The organism is Aerococcaceae bacterium DSM 111021 (assembly GCA_020112395.1).
In the GTDB taxonomy this organism is placed as follows: domain Bacteria; phylum Bacillota; class Bacilli; order Lactobacillales; family Aerococcaceae; genus Ruoffia.
This window is the reverse complement of the sequence record JACCEK010000001.1, coordinates 967119-989263: the sequence shown is the minus strand read 5'-3', so window position 1 is coordinate 989263 and position 22145 is coordinate 967119. Positions and strand designations below refer to the sequence as shown.

Sequence of the window (22145 nt, the reverse complement as noted above, 5' to 3'; positions counted from 1 at the left end):
CTAAAGAATGTGTGTTATTATATGTTAGTTGAAAATAAAAAGGTAATACATTATAATGCAACATGGAATTTTCATGGAGGAATGAACATATGACTGATAAATTATTACGTGCGCTTGCCTTTGATGGGCAAGTTAAAGTGTATGTGATTGATGCGAAAAATACAGTTGAAGAAGCAAGAAGACGTCACGATACTTGGCGCACTGCAACAGCTGCATTAGGGAGAACTTTAATTGGGACAGCCTTACTCGCTGCGAATTTAAAAGGGAATGACCAAATAACTGCAGATATCACAGGGGAAGGACCAATAGGTCGAATCCTAGCGACAAGTGATGCAAAAATGAACTTGAGAGGTTTTGTAAATAACCCACAAGTTGCCTTAGATTCAAATGAAGAAGGCAAAATTGATGTCAAAGGTGCCGTAGGCTTACCAGGGTTCTTAAAAGTAAGTAAACAAATTGAAAACTACGAACCTTACACAGGCCAAGTGCCATTAATCAGTGGGGAGCTTGCAGAAGACTTTACCTATTATATGGCGGTGTCAGAACAAACGCCTTCATCTATTGGACTAAGTGTTTTAGTTGATAAAGGGGATATTGTTGCACAAGCCGGCGGCTTTATGATTCAAGTCATGCCAGGGGCAACAGAAGAAACTATTTCTGCTTTAGAAGATAAAATTAATAATTTAGGTCGGGTATCTGATCTATTAAATAGCGGTCTAACTGTAGAACAATTACTAGATAGATTAGTTGGGGAACATAATTCTAAGATATTAGATTACCTAGATGTAAATTTTAATTGTCATTGTACGAAAGAACGATTCTCTGATGGGATACAACTGTTAGGAAATGATGATATTCAAGAGTTAATTGATGAAGATCATGGAGCAGAAGTTGTATGTCACTATTGTAACGAGACATACAACTTCAGTGAAGAAGAATTGAATGCATTGCTAGATTAAGACTAAAACAAAGATAAGATGCGCAGTATAAGAATAGAATAATGGATACAATCGTTGTTTTTATTTGGTATATGTGCTTTAATTTTCAAGAGCAGTAATTAAGGAATAAGGAGTGAACGTCGTGAGTGATAATCAAGAACAAACACATGAAGAACTAAATGACCAATTGGTAGTTCGTCGTGAGAAAATGACATCGATGTCAGAATCAGATAGTGTAAATCCATTTGATGCGGGATTTGAAAGAACACACTATTCAACAGCTATCGTAAGTGAATTCGATCATCTTGAAAAAGAAGAATTAGCAGAAGCTGAAAATATTAACGTTAAAGTAGCAGGTCGTATGGTTTCAAAACGTGGTAAAGGTAAGGCTGGATTTGCACATATCCAAGATATGAAAGGTCGTATTCAACTTTATGTACGTAAAGATATGATTGGTGAAGAGAGCTATGAATGGTACAAACAAGCCGATTTAGGTGATATTGTTGGTGTTGAAGGATATTTATTCAAAACAAATACAGGTGAATTGTCAGTCCGTGCAACATCATTCACACCTTTAACAAAAGCTTTACGCCCGTTACCAGATAAATATCATGGATTATCAAACGTTGAGCAACGTTACCGTCAACGTTACTTAGATTTAATTAGTAATGATGAGAGCCGTGAGCGTTTTGTTAATCGTTCACAGATTATATCTGAAATCCGTCGCTACTTAGATGATCATGGATATATGGAAGTAGAGACACCTGTTTTACATAATTTAGCGGGTGGAGCGAACGCTAGACCATTTATTACACACCATAATGCATTAGATATGGAACTTTACTTACGTATCGCTTTAGAGTTACATCTAAAACGTCTTGTAGTAGGTGGATTTGAACGTGTATACGAAATTGGGCGTGTATTCCGTAATGAAGGTGTTGATACAACACATAACCCGGAATTTACTATGTTAGAAGTGTATACAGCTTATAGTATCTATACAGACGTAATGGACTTAACAGAGTCATTAATTAAACATGTTGCTAATAAAGTATTAGGTTCAGGTATTGTTGAGTATAATGGCCAAACAATTGACTTAGAGACTAATTGGCGTCGTGTACATATGGTAGATATCATTAAAGACACAACAGATGTAGACTTCTGGCAAGAAATGACATACGAAGAAGCGAAAGCACTAGCTAAAGAACATCACGTAACAGTTAATGATCATGACACAACTATTGGTCACATTATTAATAATTTCTTTGAAGATAAGTGTGAGGATACAATAGTTCAACCAACATTTGTTTACGGCCACCCAGTTGAAATTTCGCCATTAGCACGTAAAAATCAAGAAGATCCAAGATTTACAGATCGATTCGAACTCTTTATTGCTGGACATGAATATGGGAATGCCTTTACAGAGTTAACAGATCCAATCGATCAACGTGAGCGGTTTGAAGCTCAGATGGATGAGAAAGATCAAGGAAACGACGAAGCGCATCCAGTTGATGAGGATTTCTTAGAGTCATTAGAATATGGTATGCCACCAACTGGTGGATTAGGAATCGGAATTGACCGTTTAGTTATGTTATTAACGAATGCACAATCAATCCGTGATGTATTATTATTCCCAACATTACGTAACAACTAGAGTTTATACTTACTTGATACCCAAAAGCATTAAATTTAGTTAATTCAACTATCCGTGATAAACTATTAGTATAGATATCAAGGAGGCGATTTAATGGAGTTTAAACGTGAAGGTAACGCAATTGTTTATCGCGATGAATCAAATAAGATGCTGGCAGAAATTACATTTCCACCTAGTTCATCAAACGATCAAGTGGTAATCGCTGACCATACATATACTGACCCATCTCTAAGAGGGCAAGGTATTGCAGGTAAACTAGTAGATGAATTAGTTTCTACAATGGACAAAGAAGGTAAGAAAATTAAAGCGACTTGTCCCTATGTTGTAAGAAAGTTTCGAGATGAACCAGAAAAATATGATTTCATCAATGCTGATAAATAAACAAAATAATCCGACTATCTGCAGGAATTAATCAGATAGCCGGATTATTTTTAAAAAAATTGCTCAATACTATTGACGAAAACAAATCCTCATGATACTATACCTAAGGTGTTTTAATGACAGATACCTGGTCATCAGTCGTGCTGACTGCTTTAAAACTCTTACCTTAAACAACAGGGATGTTGTTTAATTGAATTTTTACTTTAAAATGACACACTTGGAAGTGTGGACTAAGAAAAGAAGACGGGAGGAGGACAATTCATGCCTACAATTAATCAATTAGTTAATAAGCCTCGTAAAGCTAAAACGACTAAATCAAACTCTCCAGCCTTAAACGTTGGATATAACAGTTATAAACGTAAAACAACAACGACTATGTCTCCACAAAAACGTGGTGTATGTACACGTGTTGGTACTATGACACCTAAGAAACCTAACTCGGCGTTACGTAAATACGCGCGTGTTCGTTTATCTAACTTAATGGAAGTTACAGCATATATTCCAGGTGAAGGACACAACTTACAAGAACATAGTGTTGTGTTATTACGTGGAGGACGTGTGAAAGACTTACCAGGGGTACGTTACCATATCGTTCGTGGAGCACTAGATACTGCTGGTGTTACAGATCGTCGTCAAAGCCGTTCTAAATACGGAACTAAAAAACCTAAATAAATTAAAAAATAAAATTAATTCCTTATGAAAGGAGGAGTTTGAATGCCTCGTAAAGGTAATGTTGCTAAACGTGAAGTATTAGCAGATCCAATTTACAATTCAAAATTAGTTACACGTACAATTAACCGTATTATGGTTGATGGTAAACGTGGAAAAGCTTCTAAAATCTTATACTCAGCTTTCGATATTATTCGTGAAGAAACAGGTCAAGAACCGTTAGAAGTATTTGACCAAGCAATCGAAAATATTATGCCATTGTTAGAAGTTAAAGCTCGTCGTGTCGGAGGTTCTAACTATCAAGTACCAGTTGAAGTTCGTCCAGAACGTCGTTATACTTTAGCTATCCGTTGGTTAACTCAATACTCACGTTTACGTGGGGAGAAAACAATGGAAACTCGTCTTGCACGAGAATTAATGGATGCAGCTAATAATACAGGTGCTTCTGTTAAGAAACGTGAAGACATCCATAAAATGGCTGAAGCTAATAAAGCCTTCGCTCACTTCCGCTGGTAAAAATTTGCTAGTTGTTTTATGCAAAAAATTGCATAAGCGAAGAACAATTGCTCATTATACATTTGAAAGAGGGGTAAAATAGAATGGCAAAGAGAGAATTTTCTCTTGATAAAACGCGTAACATCGGTATTATGGCCCATATTGATGCTGGTAAGACAACTACTACAGAGCGTATTCTTTACTATACAGGACGTATTCACAAAATCGGTGAAACTCACGATGGTGGATCACAAATGGACTGGATGGAACAAGAACAAGAGCGTGGAATTACAATTACATCTGCTGCAACTACTGCACAATGGAATGACCACCGCGTAAACATTATTGATACTCCAGGTCACGTGGACTTTACTGTAGAAGTAGAGCGTTCATTACGTGTACTTGATGGTGCAGTAACTGTACTTGATGCTCAATCAGGTGTTGAACCTCAAACTGAAACAGTTTGGCGTCAAGCTACTACATACGGTGTTCCTCGTATTGTATATATCAATAAGATGGATAAACTAGGTGCAGACTTCTTAAACGCGACTGAAACTCTTCATGCTCGTTTAGAAGCTAATGCTCACCCAGTTCAATTACCAATTGGTGCCGAAGATAACTTCAACGGAATCATTGACTTAATTGAAATGAAAGCATTCCACTATCATGATGACTTAGGGGAAAACGTTGAAGAAATCGAAATCCCAGAAGACATGAAAGACTTAGCTAACACATGGCGTACTAACTTAATTGAAGCTGTTGCTGACTTAGACGAAAACATTATGATGTCTTACCTTGAAGGTGAAGAAATCGATGTTGATACTCTTAAAGCGGCAATCCGTAAAGCAACAGTTGCGGTTGAGTTCTACCCTGTATATGTTGGTTCTTCATTCAAGAACAAAGGTGTTCAATTATTACTAAACGGTGTTATTGATTTCTTACCATCACCTTTAGAAGTACCACCAATTATTGGTACTATCCCTGGAACGGATGACACTCTAGAACATCACGCGGATGACTCTGAAGACTTTGCTGCATTAGCATTTAAAGTTATGACAGATCCATTCGTTGGTCGTTTAACATTCTTCCGTGTATATTCAGGAACTTTAGCAGCAGGTTCTTATGTATTGAATGCTACTAAAGATAACCGTGAGCGTGTAGGACGTATCTTACAAATGCACGCGAATTCACGTGAAGAAATCCCAGAAGTATTCTCAGGAGATATCGCTGCTGCGGTAGGTCTTAAGAATACAACTACTGGTGATACTTTATGTGCTGAGAACGCTCCAGTGATCCTTGAATCTATGGACTTCCCAGAGCCAGTTATTAACGTTGCGATTGAACCAGATTCAAAAGCAGACCAAGACAAAATGTCTACAGCCTTAGCTAAACTAGCTGAAGAAGATCCAACTTTCCGTGCGACAACTGACCACGAAACTGGACAAACTATCATCGCTGGTATGGGTGAGTTACACTTAGACATCATTGTTGACCGTCTAAAACGTGAATTCAAAGTTTCAGCTACTGTTGGTGCTCCACAAGTTTCATACCGTGAGACTTTCCGTGCTTCAACTAAAGCTGAAGGTAAATTCGTTCGTCAATCGGGTGGTAAAGGTCAATTCGGACATGTTTGGATTGAATTCTCACCTAATGAAGAAGGTGGCGGATATGAATTCGAAGATGCAATCGTTGGTGGTACAGTTCCTCGTGAATTCATCCCAGCAGTAGATGCAGGACTTAAAGATGCAATGGAAAACGGTGTATTAGCTGGATTCCAATTAATCGATGTTAAAGCTAAGCTTTACGATGGTTCATACCATGATGTCGATTCATCTGAGACTGCCTTTAAAGTTGCAGCTTCATTAGCATTACGTGAAGCAGCTAAGAAAGCTGATCCAGCAATCTTAGAGCCAATGATGTTAGTAGAAGTTACAGTTCCTGAAGAGTACTTAGGAGATGTAATGGGACACGTGAGCTCTAGACGTGGACACATCGATGGTACAACTGCTCGTGGTAACGCGCAAATTGTTAGAGGATTCATTCCTTTATCTGAAATGTTCGGATATGCGACAACTTTACGTTCAGCTACTCAAGGTCGTGGTACATTTACTATGCAATTCGACCACTATGAAGCTGTTCCAAAATCAATTCAACAAGAAATTATCGAAAAACATAGCGGTAGATAATCCGTTAAAATAGTAAGCACAAGGCTTGCTACTATCGTGAATATATGGAAGGTAAATGGTTGAATTTACCTTCCTTTCGCGGTATAATCATTTCGATAGGTTAAAAAATAATCTATAATTAGATTACATATATTTTAGGAGGATTACATAATGGGAAAAGAAAAATTTGAACGTACGAAACCCCATGTTAATATTGGGACTTTAGGACACGTTGACCACGGTAAAACAACTACATCTGCTGCAATCGCAACAGTTTTAGCTAAAAATGGTTTCGGTGAAGCACAAGATTATGCTTCAATCGATAACGCACCTGAAGAAAAAGAACGTGGAATCACAATCAATACTTCACATATTGAGTATGAAACTGCTAACCGTCACTACGCACATATCGATGCGCCAGGACATGCGGACTACGTTAAAAACATGATCACTGGAGCTGCTCAAATGGATGGTGCTATCTTAGTAGTATCTGCAGCTGATGGTCCAATGCCACAAACTCGTGAGCATATCTTATTATCACGTCAAGTTGGTGTACCACATTTCGTAGTATACTTAAACAAAGCTGATATGGTTGATGATGAAGAGTTATTAGAACTTGTTGAATTAGAAGTTCGTGACTTATTATCAGAATACGATTACCCAGGGGACGATGTTCCTGTAATCGTTGGTTCTTCATTAAAAGCTTTAGAAGGCGACGCTGATTACGAAGCTAAAATCTTAGAATTAATGGAAGCTGTAGATACATTCATTCCAGAACCAGAACGTGAAATCGACAAACCATTCATGATGCCAGTTGAGGACGTATTCTCAATTACTGGTCGTGGTACTGTTGCAACAGGACGTGTTGAACGTGGACAAGTTACAGTTGGAGACGAAATTGAAATTGTTGGTATCAAAGATACTCAAAAATCAATCGTAACTGGTGTTGAAATGTTCCGTAAAATGTTAGACTATGCTGAAGCAGGGGACAACATTGGTGCTTTATTACGTGGTGTTACACGTGATGACATCGAACGTGGACAAATCTTAGCTAAACCTGGATCAATTACGCCACATACTACTTTCTCGGCTGAGATCTATGTATTATCTAAAGAAGAGGGTGGACGTCATACTCCATTCTTCGATAACTACCGCCCACAATTCTACTTTACAACAACTGATGTTACAGGAATCATCAACTTACCAGAAGGAACTGAAATGGTAATGCCTGGAGATAACGTAACAATCACTGTAGAATTAATTCACCCAATCGCTATGGAAGAGGGAACTCGTTTCTCTATCCGTGAAGGTGGACGTACTGTTGGTGCTGGAACTGTTATTTCAATTAACAAATAATTCCAAAACAACAAACAATGAAAAGCATTCCCTTGGGAATGCTTTTTTTGTTGAAACAATAATAATTATTAGATTTCAATTAAAAATATTAGTGATATAATAGAATATATTTCACGAGAAGAGGTAGAATGATGATTATTATGAATAGGAACACTAGTCCGATATCACCTATCAAAAAAGAATATATGGATGAAGTTTTTAAAAGAACACAATTTCAAGAGTATCCAGATACTGAATTAGGACAATTAAAAGAAATATATGCCAAACAAAATGATTTAGATCCAACTCAAATTGAATTAGCAAGTGGTGCAGATGAGTGGATTCAAAAAGCTTTTATTACATTAGGACAAAAGGGTGTTATGACAATTACACCCGATTTCTTTATGTATAGAGACTACGCTGAACAATTACAATTACCTTTTTATGAAGTGGAAAGTGAAAGTGACTATACGTTTGAAATTCAAAAAATAATTGAATTGATAAATATTGAAAAACCATCGTTATTTATACTTTCTAATCCACATAATCCAACAGGTTTGATGTTTAGTGAAGAAGAGCTACAACAAGTTGCAGATGCTATGGAAAATATTCAAGGATATTTTGTTATAGATGAAGCATACATTGAATTTGGTGAATCCTATAAACGACCTCAAGGTGACCATATTTTAATTATTCGTACAATGAGCAAAATTTATGGATTAGCAGGTTTAAGAATTGGAATCATTATAGCTCAAGGCTTAACATACGATAAAATAACTCGAATAAATCATCCATATCCATTGGATCATGTAGGTATGAATCTAGCGACAGTATTTTTAGAAGATGAAGCTTGGGTAAATGAATTTGCAACTTATCAGTTAGATGCTCGAGATATGTTAGTTAAAGCTTTTAATCAAGTAAGTAATGTGATGTATGTAAATGAAAGTCATACGAATTTTGTGTTTACGTATGGAGGTAAAGCATTGAAATTAGGTCGATATTTAGAGAAAAATGGATATGTTGGTCGCTTCTACGATGATGAAAACTTAAAGAATACAGTTCGATATTCTATAATCAAACACGAAGATTATTCCCGGTTAAATGAACTCATTCAATCATGGTTAGAGATAGAAGGAGCAGAATAAACATGAATGCATCAGAATTATGGCAGGAGTATCAACAAAAAGGCCATATGGATTTAAGTCATGAAAGATATGATGCTTGGCAATTTGGGGCAGCACCTGATAAATTACTAGCTTTAGTTCTAGAAGGAACGAAATGTGCGACTGCTTCATTATACGAAGGTTATGAATTTGAAGATGAACCTGTTCCAAATAACATGACATATAGTGTAATTTTGGATAGCCAGAATAATGCACAATGTATTATTAAAAATTCTCAAGTTATAATTCAGCCTTTTAAAGAGTTTGATGAGAAATTTGCTTACATTGAAGGCGAAGGAGATCGGTCATTAGAGTATTGGCGACGCGTCCATATAGAGTTCTTTAAAGAAGAAGCATCGAGATATGGAACCGAGTTCACTGAAGATTCACTCGTAGTAGGTGAAATATTTGAGGTTGTATACAGAATATCATAGAAACTCCTTGCAATTATAAAGAGTAAAGTATATTATAAGTGTATTAGAAAATGATTAACGGAAAGAGAGAGAACTATGCATAACTTACAGAATAATAACATTATTATTATTATTAAGACCAGGACTTAAACCTTAGATTAAAAATCTAATGTGTTTCAGTCCTATTCGTGTAAGTTATGAATGGGGCTTGATAGTAGTCATCCATTCAACGAATGGGTGGCTACTTTTTTTGTTAAATCTGGAAAGAAGTGATTAGTTATAGAATATGACATTTCCGATATTATTATATTAAGATTATTCATCGATACTTATTATCCAAACAAACAGGAGGAATATTATGAACTTTAAAAAATTAGGTTTAAGTCTTTTAGCTGGTGTCACTTTATTCGCATCTTCATCTAGTTTATCTGTATTAGCACAAGAGGAGAGCGAAACAATTAAAGTTGGAGCTAATATGGAAACGTCAGGGTACTCAGCATCGTATGGTCAAGCAATGTATGAAGCACTACAATTGGCTGTAGAAGAAGTGAATGCTGAAGGTGGATTATTGGATGGACAACAAGTAGAAATCTTGCACTATGATAATAAATCAGACAAGACGGAGACAGCATCTGTAGCGACACGTTTAGTTGAAGAGGGAGCCGTAGCACTAATCGGTCCCGGAGCAACAGACTTAGTTTTAGCACAAAGTCCAGTAGCGCAACAAGCAGAAATTCCAGCGGTTATTCCTGCTGCAACCGCTGATGATTTGACCTTAGATGATGATGGAAATGTACTAGACTGGGTATTCCGTTTAGCGTTTTCTTATACGTACCAAGCAAATGCTGCAGCACGTTTTGCTACAGATGAATTAGATGCACAAAAAGCAGTTGTTTTAGTTGATCAATCAAATGACTATTCAGTAGGGCAAGCAGCGCCGTTCATCGCTGAATGGGAAGCACTAGGAAATGAAGTTGTTTTAGAAGAGTCATATACAAGTGGAGATACAGATTTCTCAGCTGTATTAACAACATTATTAGCAACAGAATTTGATGTTATCTATTTACCAGCATTCTATACTGAAGGTGGGTTAATCACTAAACAAGCGCGTGAAATGGGCTTAACTCAACCAATCTTAAGTGGACATGGTTTTGCAAGTGATGCTTACGTAGAGTTAGCTGGAGCAAGTAATGCAACAGACGTATACTTTACATCAAACTTCTATACAGGAACTGAAGACCCAGCAGGAAAAGCATTCGTAGACGCATATGAAGAGAAATTTGGTAAAACACCAGATACTTTTGGAGCATTAGGTTACGATGGAGCTAAATTATTATTCCAAGCAATTGAAGACGCAGGTTCAACTGATCGAACAGCAGTAAGAGATGCAATCGAAAACATGGAAAGCTTTACGGGTGGGGTTACAGGTGAGTTTTACATTGATGAAGAGCATAATGCTGTTAAACCAGCACCAATGCTACACTTAGTTGATGGAGAAGTAGCAAATATCTATGAAGTAGATGGAAGTTCAAACTAAAAATCAAATATATATTAAACCTCTAAGGTGCACAATGTCGTGCTGATCTTTAGAGGTTTATTATTTTGGATTGCATTATTTGTTTAGAAAAATGTGTAGTTTATTCGAATTTTATAAGTAAAACTTATAAAAATGAAATTATAATAACAAACTTTTTAAATAAACTAACTTTATACTCATCTAACATTTTTATTCGCATTCGTTTCTGATATAATGTATGAATGATTATATTGACCCTCTGTGTGCATTGCACGATAGGGGTGTTATTTAACGTTTGGTAATTATTGATAACAGAAGCGTATTGATAATAGCGTTGGTATAATATAATTCTAAGGAAAATTCAAATTTGAAAAGGAATTTGATTTAAAATCACATCATAAATTATGATGTAATAAATAAGGAGGAAATTTCGTGACTAAGTATATCTTGAAACGCTTTGGGCACAGCCTTTTGGCATTATTCGTAATTGTAACTGTTACATTCTTTCTAATGCGACTAGCACCAGGTAATCCTTTTGCGGCTGAGCAACAAGTGGTTACACCACAAATTCAAGAACAGTTGAACGAAGCATATGGATTAAATGATCCATGGTATGAGCAATATTTTACTTATGTAAAAAATGTTGCAACATTTGATTTTGGAGAGTCGATGAAATATCGAGGAAGATCAACGAATGATATGATCGCAGAAAGCTTCCCAGTATCAGTAACATTAGGTGCGGCGTCATTATTTTTTGCAATTGGTTTTGGAGTATTATTAGGTATAATCTCTGCAATGTACCATAATAAAGCAGGAGATTATATCGCAACAATTATTTCGGTATTAGGAATCTCGATTCCATCATTTGTACTTGCAGGGTTAATGCAGTACCAATTAGGTTTAAAATTAGGCTGGTTCCCAATCAGTGGGTGGAAGACATCCATGCATATCCTTTTACCGGCAGTTGCATTAGGTTTAGGTTTTATGGGGAATATAGCTAAATTGACACGGTCTAGTTTGTTGGAACAAAACACCTCCGAATATGTCAAGTTAGCTAAAGCTAAAGGATTAAAAAAATGGGGAATCGTTTTTAAACACTCACTAAAAAATGCACTACTACCAGTAGTGACCTATTTAGGTCCATTAATAGCCGGGGTTTTAACGGGTAGTTTTGTTATTGAAAATATATTCGCCATTCCTGGACTTGGTCGACACTTTGTTCAAAGTATCAATAACCGTGACTATACATTAATCATGGGTATTACAGTGTTCTTTGCTATTGTACTTTTAGCAGCTGTATTAATTGTTGATATTTTGTATGTATTTCTAGATCCACGTATAAAACTAGAAGGGGATGACAACTAATTATGACTGAAGAACAAGTACTATCGCAAAAGAATTTTGAAGTAGTTGGTGGTCGTGAAGCAGATACAGACATCTTAAGTGAGAAGTCGATCTCTTTCTGGGGCGAGGTTATGCGTGCATTTATCCGTAATAAGTTAGCTATTGTTGGTATTACTATTTTAGGATTTATCGCGATTATGGCTGTTTTTGCACCAATCCTATCTCAATATGATTATGCAGAACAAACAGGTGTGTATAACGCTGCGCCATCGGCGGAATTCTGGTTTGGAACAGATAACTTAGGACGTGACGTTTTTGTGCGTTCATGGGTAGGGGCAAGAATCTCTCTACTAATCGGTATATCAGCAGCAATTATTAACTTAGTTGTTGGAGTTGTTTACGGTAGTGTTTCTGGTTTAATTGGAGGACGTGTTGATAATATCATGATGCGTATTTGTGATATTTTAAACTCTGTACCAGAATTATTAATCATCATCTTGTTATTAGTAGTATTACAACAAGGTTTAGTACCGATGATTATCGCATTGTCATTAACTGGTTGGATTCGAATGGCACGTATCGTCCGTGCAGAAGTTATGTCATTAAAAGAACAAGAATATGTACTAGCTTCTAGAACATTAGGTGCTTCAGCATCTCATTTGATTCGCAAACATTTAATTCCTAATGCAATGGGTTCAATCATTGTAACAATGACTTTACAAATACCAGCAGCTATTTTTAATGAGGCATTCTTAAGTTATATTGGTTTAGGTGTTACACCGCCACTTGCAAGTTGGGGTACTATGGCTTCAGAAGGAAATGAAGCAATCCTAACGGCACCATGGAGACTATTATTCCCAGCTTTATTAATTTCAATTACAATTTTTGGATTTAATGCTGTTGGTGATGGTTTACGTGATGCACTTGACCCTAAATTACGGAAATAAGGTGATATAAATGACAGATAATTTATTAGAAGTTAAAGATTTACATATCTCTTTTAAAACGTATGCTGGTAAAATACACGCAGTTCGTGGGGTTAATTTTGAACTAAAAAAAGGTGAAACACTAGCTATCGTTGGTGAATCTGGATCAGGTAAGAGTGTAACGAGTAACGCGATTATGCGCTTAGTTCCTCAACCTCCAGGTAACTACGATCAAGGAGAGATTATCTTTGACGGTAAGAATATATTAGACTTGAGTGAAGATGAAGTGACACAGATTCGCGGGAATGATATTGCAATGATTTTCCAAGATCCGATGACTGCTTTAAATCCAACAATCAAAATTGGACATCAAATTACTGAAGTATTCAAAATTCACCGTAAAGATATAGATAATGCAGATGCAAAACGTCGCGCGATTGAGTTATTAGAATTAGTTGGAATTCCTTTCCCGGAAGAACGCTTTGAACAATACCCTCATGAATTCTCTGGAGGAATGAGACAACGTGTGGTTATTGCGATAGCATTAGCAGCTGAGCCAAAGTTACTTATTGCTGATGAACCCACAACAGCCTTGGATGTTACAATTCAAGCTCAAATACTTGAATTAATGAAAGAAATTCAACAAACAACTGAAACAGCGATTATTTTTATTACGCATGACTTAGGTGTTGTGGCGAACGTAGCTGATAAGGTTGCAGTAATGTATGCTGGACAAATTGTTGAGTATGGTTCAGCTAATGAAATTTATTATAATCCGAAACATCCATACACATGGGGATTACTAGGCTCGATGCCAGATTTAGATAGTAATAATGACGAAGATTTATATACAATTCCAGGTGCTCCACCAAACTTAATTGATCCACCTAAAGGGGACGCATTCGCTCCGCGTAATCAATTCGCTTTAGCAATTGATTATGAAGAAGAACCACCATTATTTAAAGTGAATGACGAACATTATGTTAAATCATGGTTAATGCACGAAGACGCGCCTAATATCCCGGTTCCGGAAGTAATTCAAAGTCGTATCGATCGTTATACATCACAAGCGAAAGGAGATGCATAATTGATGGAGAGAAAAAAATTACTAGAAGTTAAGAATTTAAAACAATATTTTGGTAAGAAAAAAAATCCAGTTAAAGCGGTAGATGGTGTTTCCTTTGATATTTATGAAGGTGAAGTACTTGGTTTAGTAGGGGAATCTGGAAGTGGTAAGTCAACAACTGGACGTTCTATTATTGGATTATATAACATCACTGATGGAGAAATTCATTATGATGGAAGACTTATTAGTGGAGATAAATCACATGATGAAGCTAAAGCATTAGCTACTGACATTCAAATGATTTTCCAAGATCCATATGCTTCTTTAAATCCGCGTATGACTGTTGGAGAAATCATAAGTGAAGGTTTTGACATTCATGGTTTGTACAAGAATCGTCAAGAACGACTTGATCGAATTGATGAGTTATTAACATCAGTTGGATTAAACGCTGAGCATGCTGGACGTTACGCCCATGAATTCTCAGGTGGACAAAGACAACGTATCGGAATTGCCCGTGCATTGGCTTTAGAACCTAAATTTATCATTGCGGATGAGCCTATCTCTGCCTTAGATGTTTCGATTCAAGCGCAAGTTGTTAACTTAATGAAGAAGTTCCAACGTGAGCAAGGGTTAACATATTTATTCATTGCCCATGATTTATCAATGGTTAAATACATCTCAGATCGTATTGCTGTTATGTATCGTGGTAAGATTGTTGAGTTAGGGAATGCAGATGAGATTTACAATAATCCAGTGCATCCTTATACAAAATCATTGTTATCAGCTGTACCTAAACCTGATCCAATTAGTGAGAGTAAGCGTCAACGTGTACCATACTCACACGAAGAAGTGCTCGACGAAGAAATTTCAACTCATGAAGTCGGACCAGAACATTATGTTTACGCAGCTAAGACTGACTTAGACAGATGGATGGGACAACAAACAACAATTTAATAAGGATTGTTTAGACACAAGTATCGTTTCGGTACTTGTGTTTTTATATTATAAGAGCAACGATTTTATACTAATTATAATGTGAATAGTAAGAAAAAACTCAGCAATATAATCAGAATCTAATATAATTTTAATTAAAGTGTTGACATTCACTTTTTGAGTTGGTAGAATACTTTCAAGTTAATAAATAAGTCAAAGAATAAGAGAGTAAATTACGATTCGATAACAGCGAGATAGGACAGAGTGGAAGCCTATTTATCTATGAGTAGTTGAACCGCACTTATGAGACAAGTTAGTGAACACATAGCTAACTTCGCTGTCTGAGCGTTAACAAACAGAGTGAATGAAGTTCATATGGCCATATGAACGAGTTAACTAGAGTGGTACCGCGGATTAAACTCCGTCTCTATCGTTGCATTTTTTTATGCAGCGATAGAGACGGAGTTTTTTTATACCATAAAAAGCTTAGTCGAGTGTTTATTTCTTAATAAAAATAACAAATTAGGAGCAAATCAAATGAAAAAAATATATAAAATAATATTAATCTTTGTTGCGAGTATTTTTGTATTATCAGCGGTAAATGTTAAGGCAGCCACATTAGAAGAAATAAAAGAAAAAGGTCAACTCGTTGTAGGAATGAATGCAGAGTATCCGCCTTTTGAATGGGTTGAGATAGTAGACGGCGAGGCAGTTGTTGTTGGAATCGACGCATCACTAGGGAAGATGATTGCCGATGAGATTGGTGTAGAGCTCGTCATTGATAACCGTGCATTTGATTCTTTAATACCAACATTGAATACGAATAAAATAGATTTAATTATATCCGGAATGTCTAATACAGAGGAACGAGCAAACGTAGTTGATTTCTCAGTTTCATACTATGAACCCGTTAGTCAATTTTCGGTAGCGAGTGATCAAATTGATAACTTTAAAACTCTGGAAGATTTCAAAGGAAAGAAAGTAGGAGCTTTATTAACATCAACTCAAGAAATTTATTTGAAAGAACATTTACCTGAAGTTGAATTAGTATCAATGAGTAAAAATGGAGATTTGGTTGAAGGATTAAAAGCTAAAAAGGTGGATGCAATCTTTATGTCTGACTTAACACTTCAACAATATTTAAATAATTATGGGGATATTATGACAGTGGTGGAAGGCATTGACATAGATAATGAACTCCTAGGAACATCTGTTGCGATGACAAAAGGCAATAAAGAATTGCTAGAAATTGTTAATAAAGTTATTACTGAAGCAAAAGAGAATGGAGACTTAGATAAAGTTTTTGAAGAGAATATTCAAAAAGCTAGCGCCGCACAAGAATAAGAAAAATGAGGGAATTAAAGTGACACTTGAATATTTAAACAATTTAAACCAATACGAAGATGTACTAATTCATCGTAGACGACATTTACACCAATATCCTGAAACATCTTTTAATGAACATAGTACTGTTAATTATGTTGAGCAGTTCCTAAAAACACTGAATCATGTAGAAGTGATTAAACCGACAAAAACGAGTGTTATTGGGATATTCAAAACAGCGAATCCAGGAAGTAAAATTGGTTTACGGGCTGATCTCGATGCACTTCCAATTCAAGAAGAATTAGAGGAATTAATATATTGCTCACAAAATGAAGGTGTTATGCACGCGTGTGGCCATGATGGACACACTGCGATGTTAATGACCGCTTGCCAATGGCTGGACGATCATTTTGATATATTAACTGGCGATATTTACTGTATCTTCCAACATGCTGAAGAGCTACCTCCTGGAGGAGCGGAAGAAATAATGAAAACAGGACTGCTAGATGATTTAGACTTTGTCTACGGACAACATGTATCACCAGAATTTGAAGTTGGATACATTGATATTAAAGAAGGTCCTGTTACTGCCAGTTCAGATGTATACAAAATTACACTCTATGGTTTAGGAGGACACGCTTCCGATCCATATAGAGCAGTTAATCCTCTTAATATTGTTAGTAAGCTTATACAAGCGTTCACTGAAATCCCGTCGCAGCAAATAGATGCACAGAAATCAGCAGTTGTATCTAATACTTACATTAATGCAGGTAATAGTGTCTCACTTAACATTATCCCTGATACCTTAGAATTTGGTGGTAATATTAGAACCTTTGATAAAGAGGTAGCTGAAAGTATCGAAGCCAAAATGAAACAAATATTAGATGGCATTTGTGGTTATTACGATGCTACTTATGAATTTAATTTTGAACATGGGGCGCGTTCGGTCTCGAATGACAAAGTTAAGACAAGAATGATTAAAACAATCGTGGAAAATTCACTAAAAGTGAAAGTAATAAGCCGTAATCCGGGAATGTTTGGCGAAGATTTCTCGGCTTATAGTCAAGTCATCCCTGCTACCTTCGCTATGCTAGGGAGTAATAATAATACTAAAGAAACGCAATATCCTTTACATCATCCAAGGTTTAACATTGATGAAGATGTATTGAAGGTAGGTTTGAAGATGTTGATTACGGTTGCGGTAGAGTATGACAAGCAATTATTAAAAACGGAACTTAAAGGAGAATAATTATGAGTAAAGATAAAATTGTATTAGCATATTCAGGTGGATTAGATACGTCGATAACGATTCCATGGTTGAAAGAAAATTATGATGCGGATATTATCGCAGTGTGTGTCGATGTTGGTCAGAAGGAAGACTGGGAAGCAGTAGAGAAAAAAGCTATTGCATCAGGCGCAAGCAAGTTTTATAACCCACATGTTGCAGATGTCTTGGTAGAGGAATATGTCTATCCAGCTATTCAAAGCAATTTAAAATATCAAGGTACATACTTATTAGGTACAGCCTTAGCGCGTCCACTAATTGCAAAAGAATTAGTAGCTGTTGCTCATAGTGAAGGGGCAATTGCAATATGTCATGGTTGTACAGGTAAAGGGAACGATCAAGTACGTTTTGAAACAGGTATTGCTGCTTTCGATCCAGAGATGAAAATAGTAGCACCATGGAGAATTTGGGATATTAAATCACGTGAAGATGCCATTGAATATGCGGCTTTAAAAGGAGTGCCTGTTACATCTACAATTGAAAAGATATACTCAGAAGATGAAAACTTAATGCACATCAGTCACGAAGGTGGTGACATCGAAAGTCCAGAAAATGCAGTTGATTACTCAAGTATTTTACATATTACTAAGGCATTAGAAGCTACTCCGGATGAAGCTGAAGTTGTTCAAATTACATTTGAACATGGGAAGGCAACGGCTGTGAATAACGAAACAATGAAACCACATGAAGTGTTAGAAAGATTAAATAAAATTGCAGGGAAACATGGAATCGGAGTACTTGATTGGATTGAAGACAGAACGATTGGTATGAAATCGAGAGGTATATACGAGACACCTGGTGCCACACTTTTAATGGATGCACATGAACGTTTAGAAAGTTTAACTCTAACGAAAGAAACAATAAAATTAAAACAACATTTATCTATGGAGTTCGCAGAGTTAATCTACAACGGTCAATGGTATTCAATGGCTAGCGATTCTATTTTAGCCTTTATGAATCATACACAATCCTCAGTAACGGGTGAAGTGAAACTGAAATTATATAAAGGAAACATAATACCTCATGGATTGAAAAGTGAGTTTGCCTTATTTGATGAAGATGTATCAGGCTTTGGAGAAGATGATTTATTCGATCATCATGACGCAGAAGGATATATTAATGTAATTACTTTACCAACGAAGATTCAAAAGAGATTGGGTCTTCTCTAACAAACGTTAAGAAAGGGAGGTTTATACATGGCAATTTGGAGCAATGAATTTCATCAAGAAATGTCTCAATCAGCTTATCAATTCAATCAATCAATTATTGTAGATATTCGATTATTCGATGCAGATTTGCGTGGAAGTATTGCCCATGCAAAAATGCTAGGTAAGCAAGGTATTATTGAGACCGATGAAGCCAAGCGTTTGGTAGAAGAGTTGGAGTCAATGAGAAGTGAATATGTAGATAAAACACTTCAAATTGACTTAGAGGAAGAAGATATACATAGTTTTATAGAAGCAGAATTAACGCGAAGGTTAGGAGATATTGGTAAGAAGATTCATACAGGAAGAAGTCGTAACGATCAAGTAGCAACAGCAATGAAAGTTTACGCTTTAGATGAAGTTGAATTGATTATCAATGCTTTAGAAAAAGTGATGCTTGCGTTCACTGATGAAGCACAGGTGCATTTAGAAACGATCATGCCGAGTTACACTCACTTACAACGCGCCCAGCCAATAACATATGGACATTACTTAATGGCTTATGTAGAGATGTTCCGTCGAGATCACGGACGTTTAGAAGATGTAGCTAAACGAATTAAAAAAACGATGCCGCTAGGTGCTGGAGCATTAGCGACAACCACATTTCCTTTAGACCGTGAATATACAACGGAGTTGTTAGGATTTGATAACTACTCAAGTAATAGTCTAGATGCTGTGTCAGATAGAGATTATAGTATTGAATTATTATCTGCTTTTTCAATCTTGAGTATGCATTTAAGTCGTTACAGTGAGGAAGTAATTATATGGACATCGCAAGAATTTCAATTTTTGTCTTTAAAAGATACATTTTCTACCGGGTCTTCGATTATGCCACAGAAGAAGAACGCTGATATCCATGAACTCTTTAGAGGCAAGTCTGGGAGAATATATGGAGATTTAATGGCTGTGTTAACAATCATGAAAGGAATCCCATTAGCTTATAACAAAGATATTCAAGAAGAGAAAGAACGGTTATTCGATGCGATAGATACAATCAAAATGATGGTATCATTATTACCTAAAATGATTGATGAGACAATTGCCAATAAAGATAAGATGTATCAGGCAGCGAGTACTGGTTTCATTAATTCAACTGATTGTGCAGATTATTTAGTTGCTAAAGGCTTACCGTTTCGTGATGCTTATCAAGTGACTGGTAACATTATTCAACACTGTGTGGAGACGAATCAGACATTAGAGACACTCGCTTTATCTGAGTATCAAGCAGAGCATCCATTGTTTGAAGAAGATATTTATGATGCGATTGATTTGTCAGCTTGTGTTAACCGTCGTCAAGTAGACGGTGGTCCTACACCGGAAAAAGTTCAGGAACATATTGATATGATTAAAAATCTATTCTGTGAATAAATCTACCTAATTATAAGTTATTTGAATCAATCGTTATAAAATAATGACGATATGAGTAAATGCCAGATTATTAGTATATCAATCATTAAACCGCTTAATAATTAAATAAATATGTCAAGTGCCCTTGTTAAATTCTAATAAATACTGTATATTATTAGATATAAATTAAAAGGAGGAACATTAATGAAAAAGTTCTTAAAAGTACTTACATTAGTTAGTTTATTTTTATTAAGTGTAGCGCCATTAGCGCAAACTACTGCATCTGCACAAGACGCAGCGACACTTAACTTATCGATTGGTACAGAGCCACCAACGTTAGACCCTGCTCTAGCGACAGACTCTACTTCAGGATCAGTTATTCGTAACGTTTTTGAAGGATTAACACACAATAACCACGGTGAGATTGAACCGGGTGTTGCTGAATCATGGGAAGAAAGTGAAGATGGCCTTACATGGACATTTACTTTACGTCAAGATTCAACATGGACAAATGGAGATCCAGTTACAGCGAACGATTTCGAGTATGCTTGGAAACGTGCATTAAACCCTGAAACTGCTTCTCAATATGCTTCAATTCTTTACCCAATTGCTGGTGCTGAAGAATTTAACTCTGGTGAAGGTGAAGCCGACGCTGTAGGTGTTACTGCTGTTGATGATTACACATTAGAAGTAACATTAAACAACCCAACGCCATACTTCTTAGAATTAACTTCATTCTACACTTATATGCCAGTTCACCAAGCAACAGTTGATGCTGATGCTACAGGTTGGGCTGCTGACGCTGGTGAAACATATGTAACTAACGGACCTTTTGGTTTAGATACATGGAACCACAACAGTGACTTAGTGTTAGCTAAAAATGCAGAATACTGGGATGCTGACAATGTAGCTTTAGAAACAGTTAACATCCAAATTATCGAGCAAGAATCAACAGCAAACGCTGAATTCCAAGCTGGTAACTTAGATTATTTAGGAACTCCTTACGGAACAGTTTCTCTGGACTCAATTGACATGTACCGTGCTAATGATGAGTTAAACACAGTTCCTTATGCAGCAATCTACTGGTACAAATTAAATACAACGGATGAATTAATGCAAAACGTTAACTTACGTAAAGCATTATCATTAGCTATTGACCGTCAAGGTTTAATCGATAACGTCATTAAAGGTGGACAATTACCAGCATTAGGTGTAGTTCCTCCAACAATTGAAGGATTTGAAGAAGACCGTGGTTACATGCAAGATGCTGCATTCGAAGAAGCAAACGAATACTTAGCACTTGCTATGGAAGAATTAGGTTATTCTGATCCAAGCGAAATTACAGTTAATATTTCAATTAACGATAGTGAAGCTCACTCAACAATTGCTCAATTTATCCAAGCTGGATGGGCATCTAACTTAGGAATCAACGCTGAAATTGATTCCACAGAATGGCAAGTATACTTAGACCGTCTAAACGTTCTTGACTACCAAGTTGGACGTATGGGATGGATTGCTGACTTCAACGACGCTATCTCATTTTTAGATATGTATCGTACTGCCGAAACTGGTAACAACGATACTGGATGGGGAAATGAAGAGTACAAGGAATTAATTGATGCTTCTGCGGCTGAAGAAGACCCAGCAGCACGTACTCAAATGTTATTAGATGCTGAAGCAATCTTCATGGAAGAGATGCCAGTTATTCCAATTTATTACTACACAAGTAACTATGTAATTCAAGACCACGTTCAAAACTTAGAGCCAGATGCTTTAGGTAACGTAAGCTTGAAAGACATAACAATCTCAGCTGAATAATATTAATTCAAGTTAAAAGCTCACCTTTCGAGGTGAGCTTTTTTGAGTATTTTAGAGAATAATAGATTGATTTTGATTTCTAATATAACATCAAATTACTTTGAAGAAGAAAAGAATCATTAGAATAGCTAACTAATTAGAAAAATTTACTCTTCCTAGTTCTTGTTTT

At 36.3% G+C, this 22145-nt stretch carries 19 protein-coding genes and 1 other annotated feature; all 19 genes read left to right on the top strand.

Features of this window, described 5'->3' with window-relative positions; genetic code table 11:
- Positions 1-89: 89 nt before the first annotated feature.
- Positions 90-959, top strand: coding sequence for an Hsp33 family molecular chaperone HslO (gene hslO / locus HYQ40_04580; GenBank protein MBZ6527043.1), 870 nt, complete (start codon positions 90-92; stop codon positions 957-959).
- Positions 960-1080: 121 nt separating this feature from the next.
- Positions 1081-2592, top strand: a complete 1512-nt coding sequence (gene lysS / locus HYQ40_04575; protein MBZ6527042.1) for a lysine--tRNA ligase — start codon at positions 1081-1083, stop codon at positions 2590-2592.
- A gap of 93 nt (positions 2593-2685) precedes the next feature.
- A complete protein-coding gene (locus tag HYQ40_04570) occupies positions 2686-2973 on the top strand; it encodes an N-acetyltransferase (GenBank protein ID MBZ6527041.1) in 288 nt (95 codons plus the stop codon).
- Positions 2974-3234: 261 nt separating this feature from the next.
- Complete coding sequence (gene rpsL / locus HYQ40_04565; GenBank protein ID MBZ6527040.1) at positions 3235-3645, top strand: 30S ribosomal protein S12; 411 nt, start codon at positions 3235-3237, stop codon at positions 3643-3645.
- 42 nt (positions 3646-3687) lie between these two features.
- Positions 3688-4158, top strand: a complete 471-nt coding sequence (gene rpsG, locus HYQ40_04560; protein MBZ6527039.1) for a 30S ribosomal protein S7 — start codon at positions 3688-3690, stop codon at positions 4156-4158.
- A gap of 83 nt (positions 4159-4241) precedes the next feature.
- Positions 4242-6323: an elongation factor G gene (gene fusA, locus HYQ40_04555; GenBank protein MBZ6527038.1), complete on the top strand. Its 2082-nt coding sequence runs from the start codon at positions 4242-4244 to the stop codon at positions 6321-6323.
- Positions 6324-6473: 150 nt separating this feature from the next.
- Positions 6474-7658 carry an elongation factor Tu gene (gene tuf, locus HYQ40_04550; protein MBZ6527037.1) on the top strand — a complete coding sequence of 395 codons (1185 nt, stop codon included), beginning with the start codon at positions 6474-6476 and terminating at the stop codon, positions 7656-7658.
- A 131-nt stretch (positions 7659-7789) separates the two neighbouring features.
- On the top strand, positions 7790-8782 hold the full coding sequence (locus HYQ40_04545; protein ID MBZ6527036.1) for a histidinol-phosphate aminotransferase family protein: 993 nt from the start codon (positions 7790-7792) through the stop codon (positions 8780-8782).
- Between the two features lie 2 nt (positions 8783-8784).
- Positions 8785-9234, top strand: a complete 450-nt coding sequence (locus HYQ40_04540) for an ASCH domain-containing protein (GenBank protein MBZ6527035.1) — start codon at positions 8785-8787, stop codon at positions 9232-9234.
- Between the two features lie 337 nt (positions 9235-9571).
- On the top strand, positions 9572-10750 hold the full coding sequence (locus HYQ40_04535; GenBank protein MBZ6527034.1) for an ABC transporter substrate-binding protein: 1179 nt from the start codon (positions 9572-9574) through the stop codon (positions 10748-10750).
- A gap of 411 nt (positions 10751-11161) precedes the next feature.
- Positions 11162-12094 carry an ABC transporter permease gene (locus HYQ40_04530; GenBank protein ID MBZ6527033.1) on the top strand — a complete coding sequence of 311 codons (933 nt, stop codon included), beginning with the start codon at positions 11162-11164 and terminating at the stop codon, positions 12092-12094.
- A gap of 2 nt (positions 12095-12096) precedes the next feature.
- Entirely contained in the window at positions 12097-13020 is a 924-nt protein-coding gene (locus tag HYQ40_04525) for an ABC transporter permease (protein MBZ6527032.1), read from the top strand.
- Positions 13021-13030: 10 nt separating this feature from the next.
- Positions 13031-14086: an ABC transporter ATP-binding protein gene (locus tag HYQ40_04520; protein ID MBZ6527031.1), complete on the top strand. Its 1056-nt coding sequence runs from the start codon at positions 13031-13033 to the stop codon at positions 14084-14086.
- Between the two features lie 3 nt (positions 14087-14089).
- Complete coding sequence (locus HYQ40_04515; GenBank protein MBZ6527030.1) at positions 14090-15019, top strand: ATP-binding cassette domain-containing protein; 930 nt, start codon at positions 14090-14092, stop codon at positions 15017-15019.
- 186 nt (positions 15020-15205) lie between these two features.
- Positions 15206-15430: a binding site (T-box leader), on the top strand.
- A gap of 105 nt (positions 15431-15535) precedes the next feature.
- Positions 15536-16342 carry a transporter substrate-binding domain-containing protein gene (locus HYQ40_04510; protein ID MBZ6527029.1) on the top strand — a complete coding sequence of 269 codons (807 nt, stop codon included), beginning with the start codon at positions 15536-15538 and terminating at the stop codon, positions 16340-16342.
- A 19-nt stretch (positions 16343-16361) separates the two neighbouring features.
- On the top strand, positions 16362-17570 hold the full coding sequence (locus tag HYQ40_04505) for an amidohydrolase (GenBank protein ID MBZ6527028.1): 1209 nt from the start codon (positions 16362-16364) through the stop codon (positions 17568-17570).
- Positions 17571-17572: 2 nt separating this feature from the next.
- Positions 17573-18775 carry an argininosuccinate synthase gene (locus tag HYQ40_04500; protein ID MBZ6527027.1) on the top strand — a complete coding sequence of 401 codons (1203 nt, stop codon included), beginning with the start codon at positions 17573-17575 and terminating at the stop codon, positions 18773-18775.
- Positions 18776-18802: 27 nt separating this feature from the next.
- The gene (argH, locus tag HYQ40_04495; GenBank protein ID MBZ6527026.1) at positions 18803-20179 is read left to right on the top strand and encodes an argininosuccinate lyase; all 1377 of its coding nucleotides are present in this window, start codon (positions 18803-18805) and stop codon (positions 20177-20179) included.
- 183 nt (positions 20180-20362) lie between these two features.
- Positions 20363-21976, top strand: coding sequence for a peptide ABC transporter substrate-binding protein (locus HYQ40_04490; protein ID MBZ6527025.1), 1614 nt, complete (start codon positions 20363-20365; stop codon positions 21974-21976).
- Positions 21977-22145 lie beyond the last annotated feature (169 nt).

What these genes read in the sequence shown, in the direction of transcription:
- HYQ40_04500 (MBZ6527027.1), top strand. Translation starts at nt 17,573, where the DNA reads ATGAGTAAAGATAAAATTGTATTAGCATATTCAGGTGGATTAGATACG.
- hslO (MBZ6527043.1), top strand. Translation starts at nt 90, where the DNA reads ATGACTGATAAATTATTACGTGCGCTTGCCTTTGATGGGCAAGTTAAA.
- HYQ40_04545 (MBZ6527036.1), top strand. Translation starts at nt 7,790, where the DNA reads ATGATTATTATGAATAGGAACACTAGTCCGATATCACCTATCAAAAAA.
- HYQ40_04515 (MBZ6527030.1), top strand. Translation starts at nt 14,090, where the DNA reads ATGGAGAGAAAAAAATTACTAGAAGTTAAGAATTTAAAACAATATTTT.
- HYQ40_04535 (MBZ6527034.1), top strand. Translation starts at nt 9,572, where the DNA reads ATGAACTTTAAAAAATTAGGTTTAAGTCTTTTAGCTGGTGTCACTTTA.
- HYQ40_04525 (MBZ6527032.1), top strand. Translation starts at nt 12,097, where the DNA reads ATGACTGAAGAACAAGTACTATCGCAAAAGAATTTTGAAGTAGTTGGT.
- rpsL (MBZ6527040.1), top strand. Translation starts at nt 3,235, where the DNA reads ATGCCTACAATTAATCAATTAGTTAATAAGCCTCGTAAAGCTAAAACG.
- argH (MBZ6527026.1), top strand. Translation starts at nt 18,803, where the DNA reads ATGGCAATTTGGAGCAATGAATTTCATCAAGAAATGTCTCAATCAGCT.
- HYQ40_04570 (MBZ6527041.1), top strand. Translation starts at nt 2,686, where the DNA reads ATGGAGTTTAAACGTGAAGGTAACGCAATTGTTTATCGCGATGAATCA.
- fusA (MBZ6527038.1), top strand. Translation starts at nt 4,242, where the DNA reads ATGGCAAAGAGAGAATTTTCTCTTGATAAAACGCGTAACATCGGTATT.
- HYQ40_04490 (MBZ6527025.1), top strand. Translation starts at nt 20,363, where the DNA reads ATGAAAAAGTTCTTAAAAGTACTTACATTAGTTAGTTTATTTTTATTA.
- rpsG (MBZ6527039.1), top strand. Translation starts at nt 3,688, where the DNA reads ATGCCTCGTAAAGGTAATGTTGCTAAACGTGAAGTATTAGCAGATCCA.
- HYQ40_04540 (MBZ6527035.1), top strand. Translation starts at nt 8,785, where the DNA reads ATGAATGCATCAGAATTATGGCAGGAGTATCAACAAAAAGGCCATATG.
- HYQ40_04510 (MBZ6527029.1), top strand. Translation starts at nt 15,536, where the DNA reads ATGAAAAAAATATATAAAATAATATTAATCTTTGTTGCGAGTATTTTT.
- HYQ40_04520 (MBZ6527031.1), top strand. Translation starts at nt 13,031, where the DNA reads ATGACAGATAATTTATTAGAAGTTAAAGATTTACATATCTCTTTTAAA.
- tuf (MBZ6527037.1), top strand. Translation starts at nt 6,474, where the DNA reads ATGGGAAAAGAAAAATTTGAACGTACGAAACCCCATGTTAATATTGGG.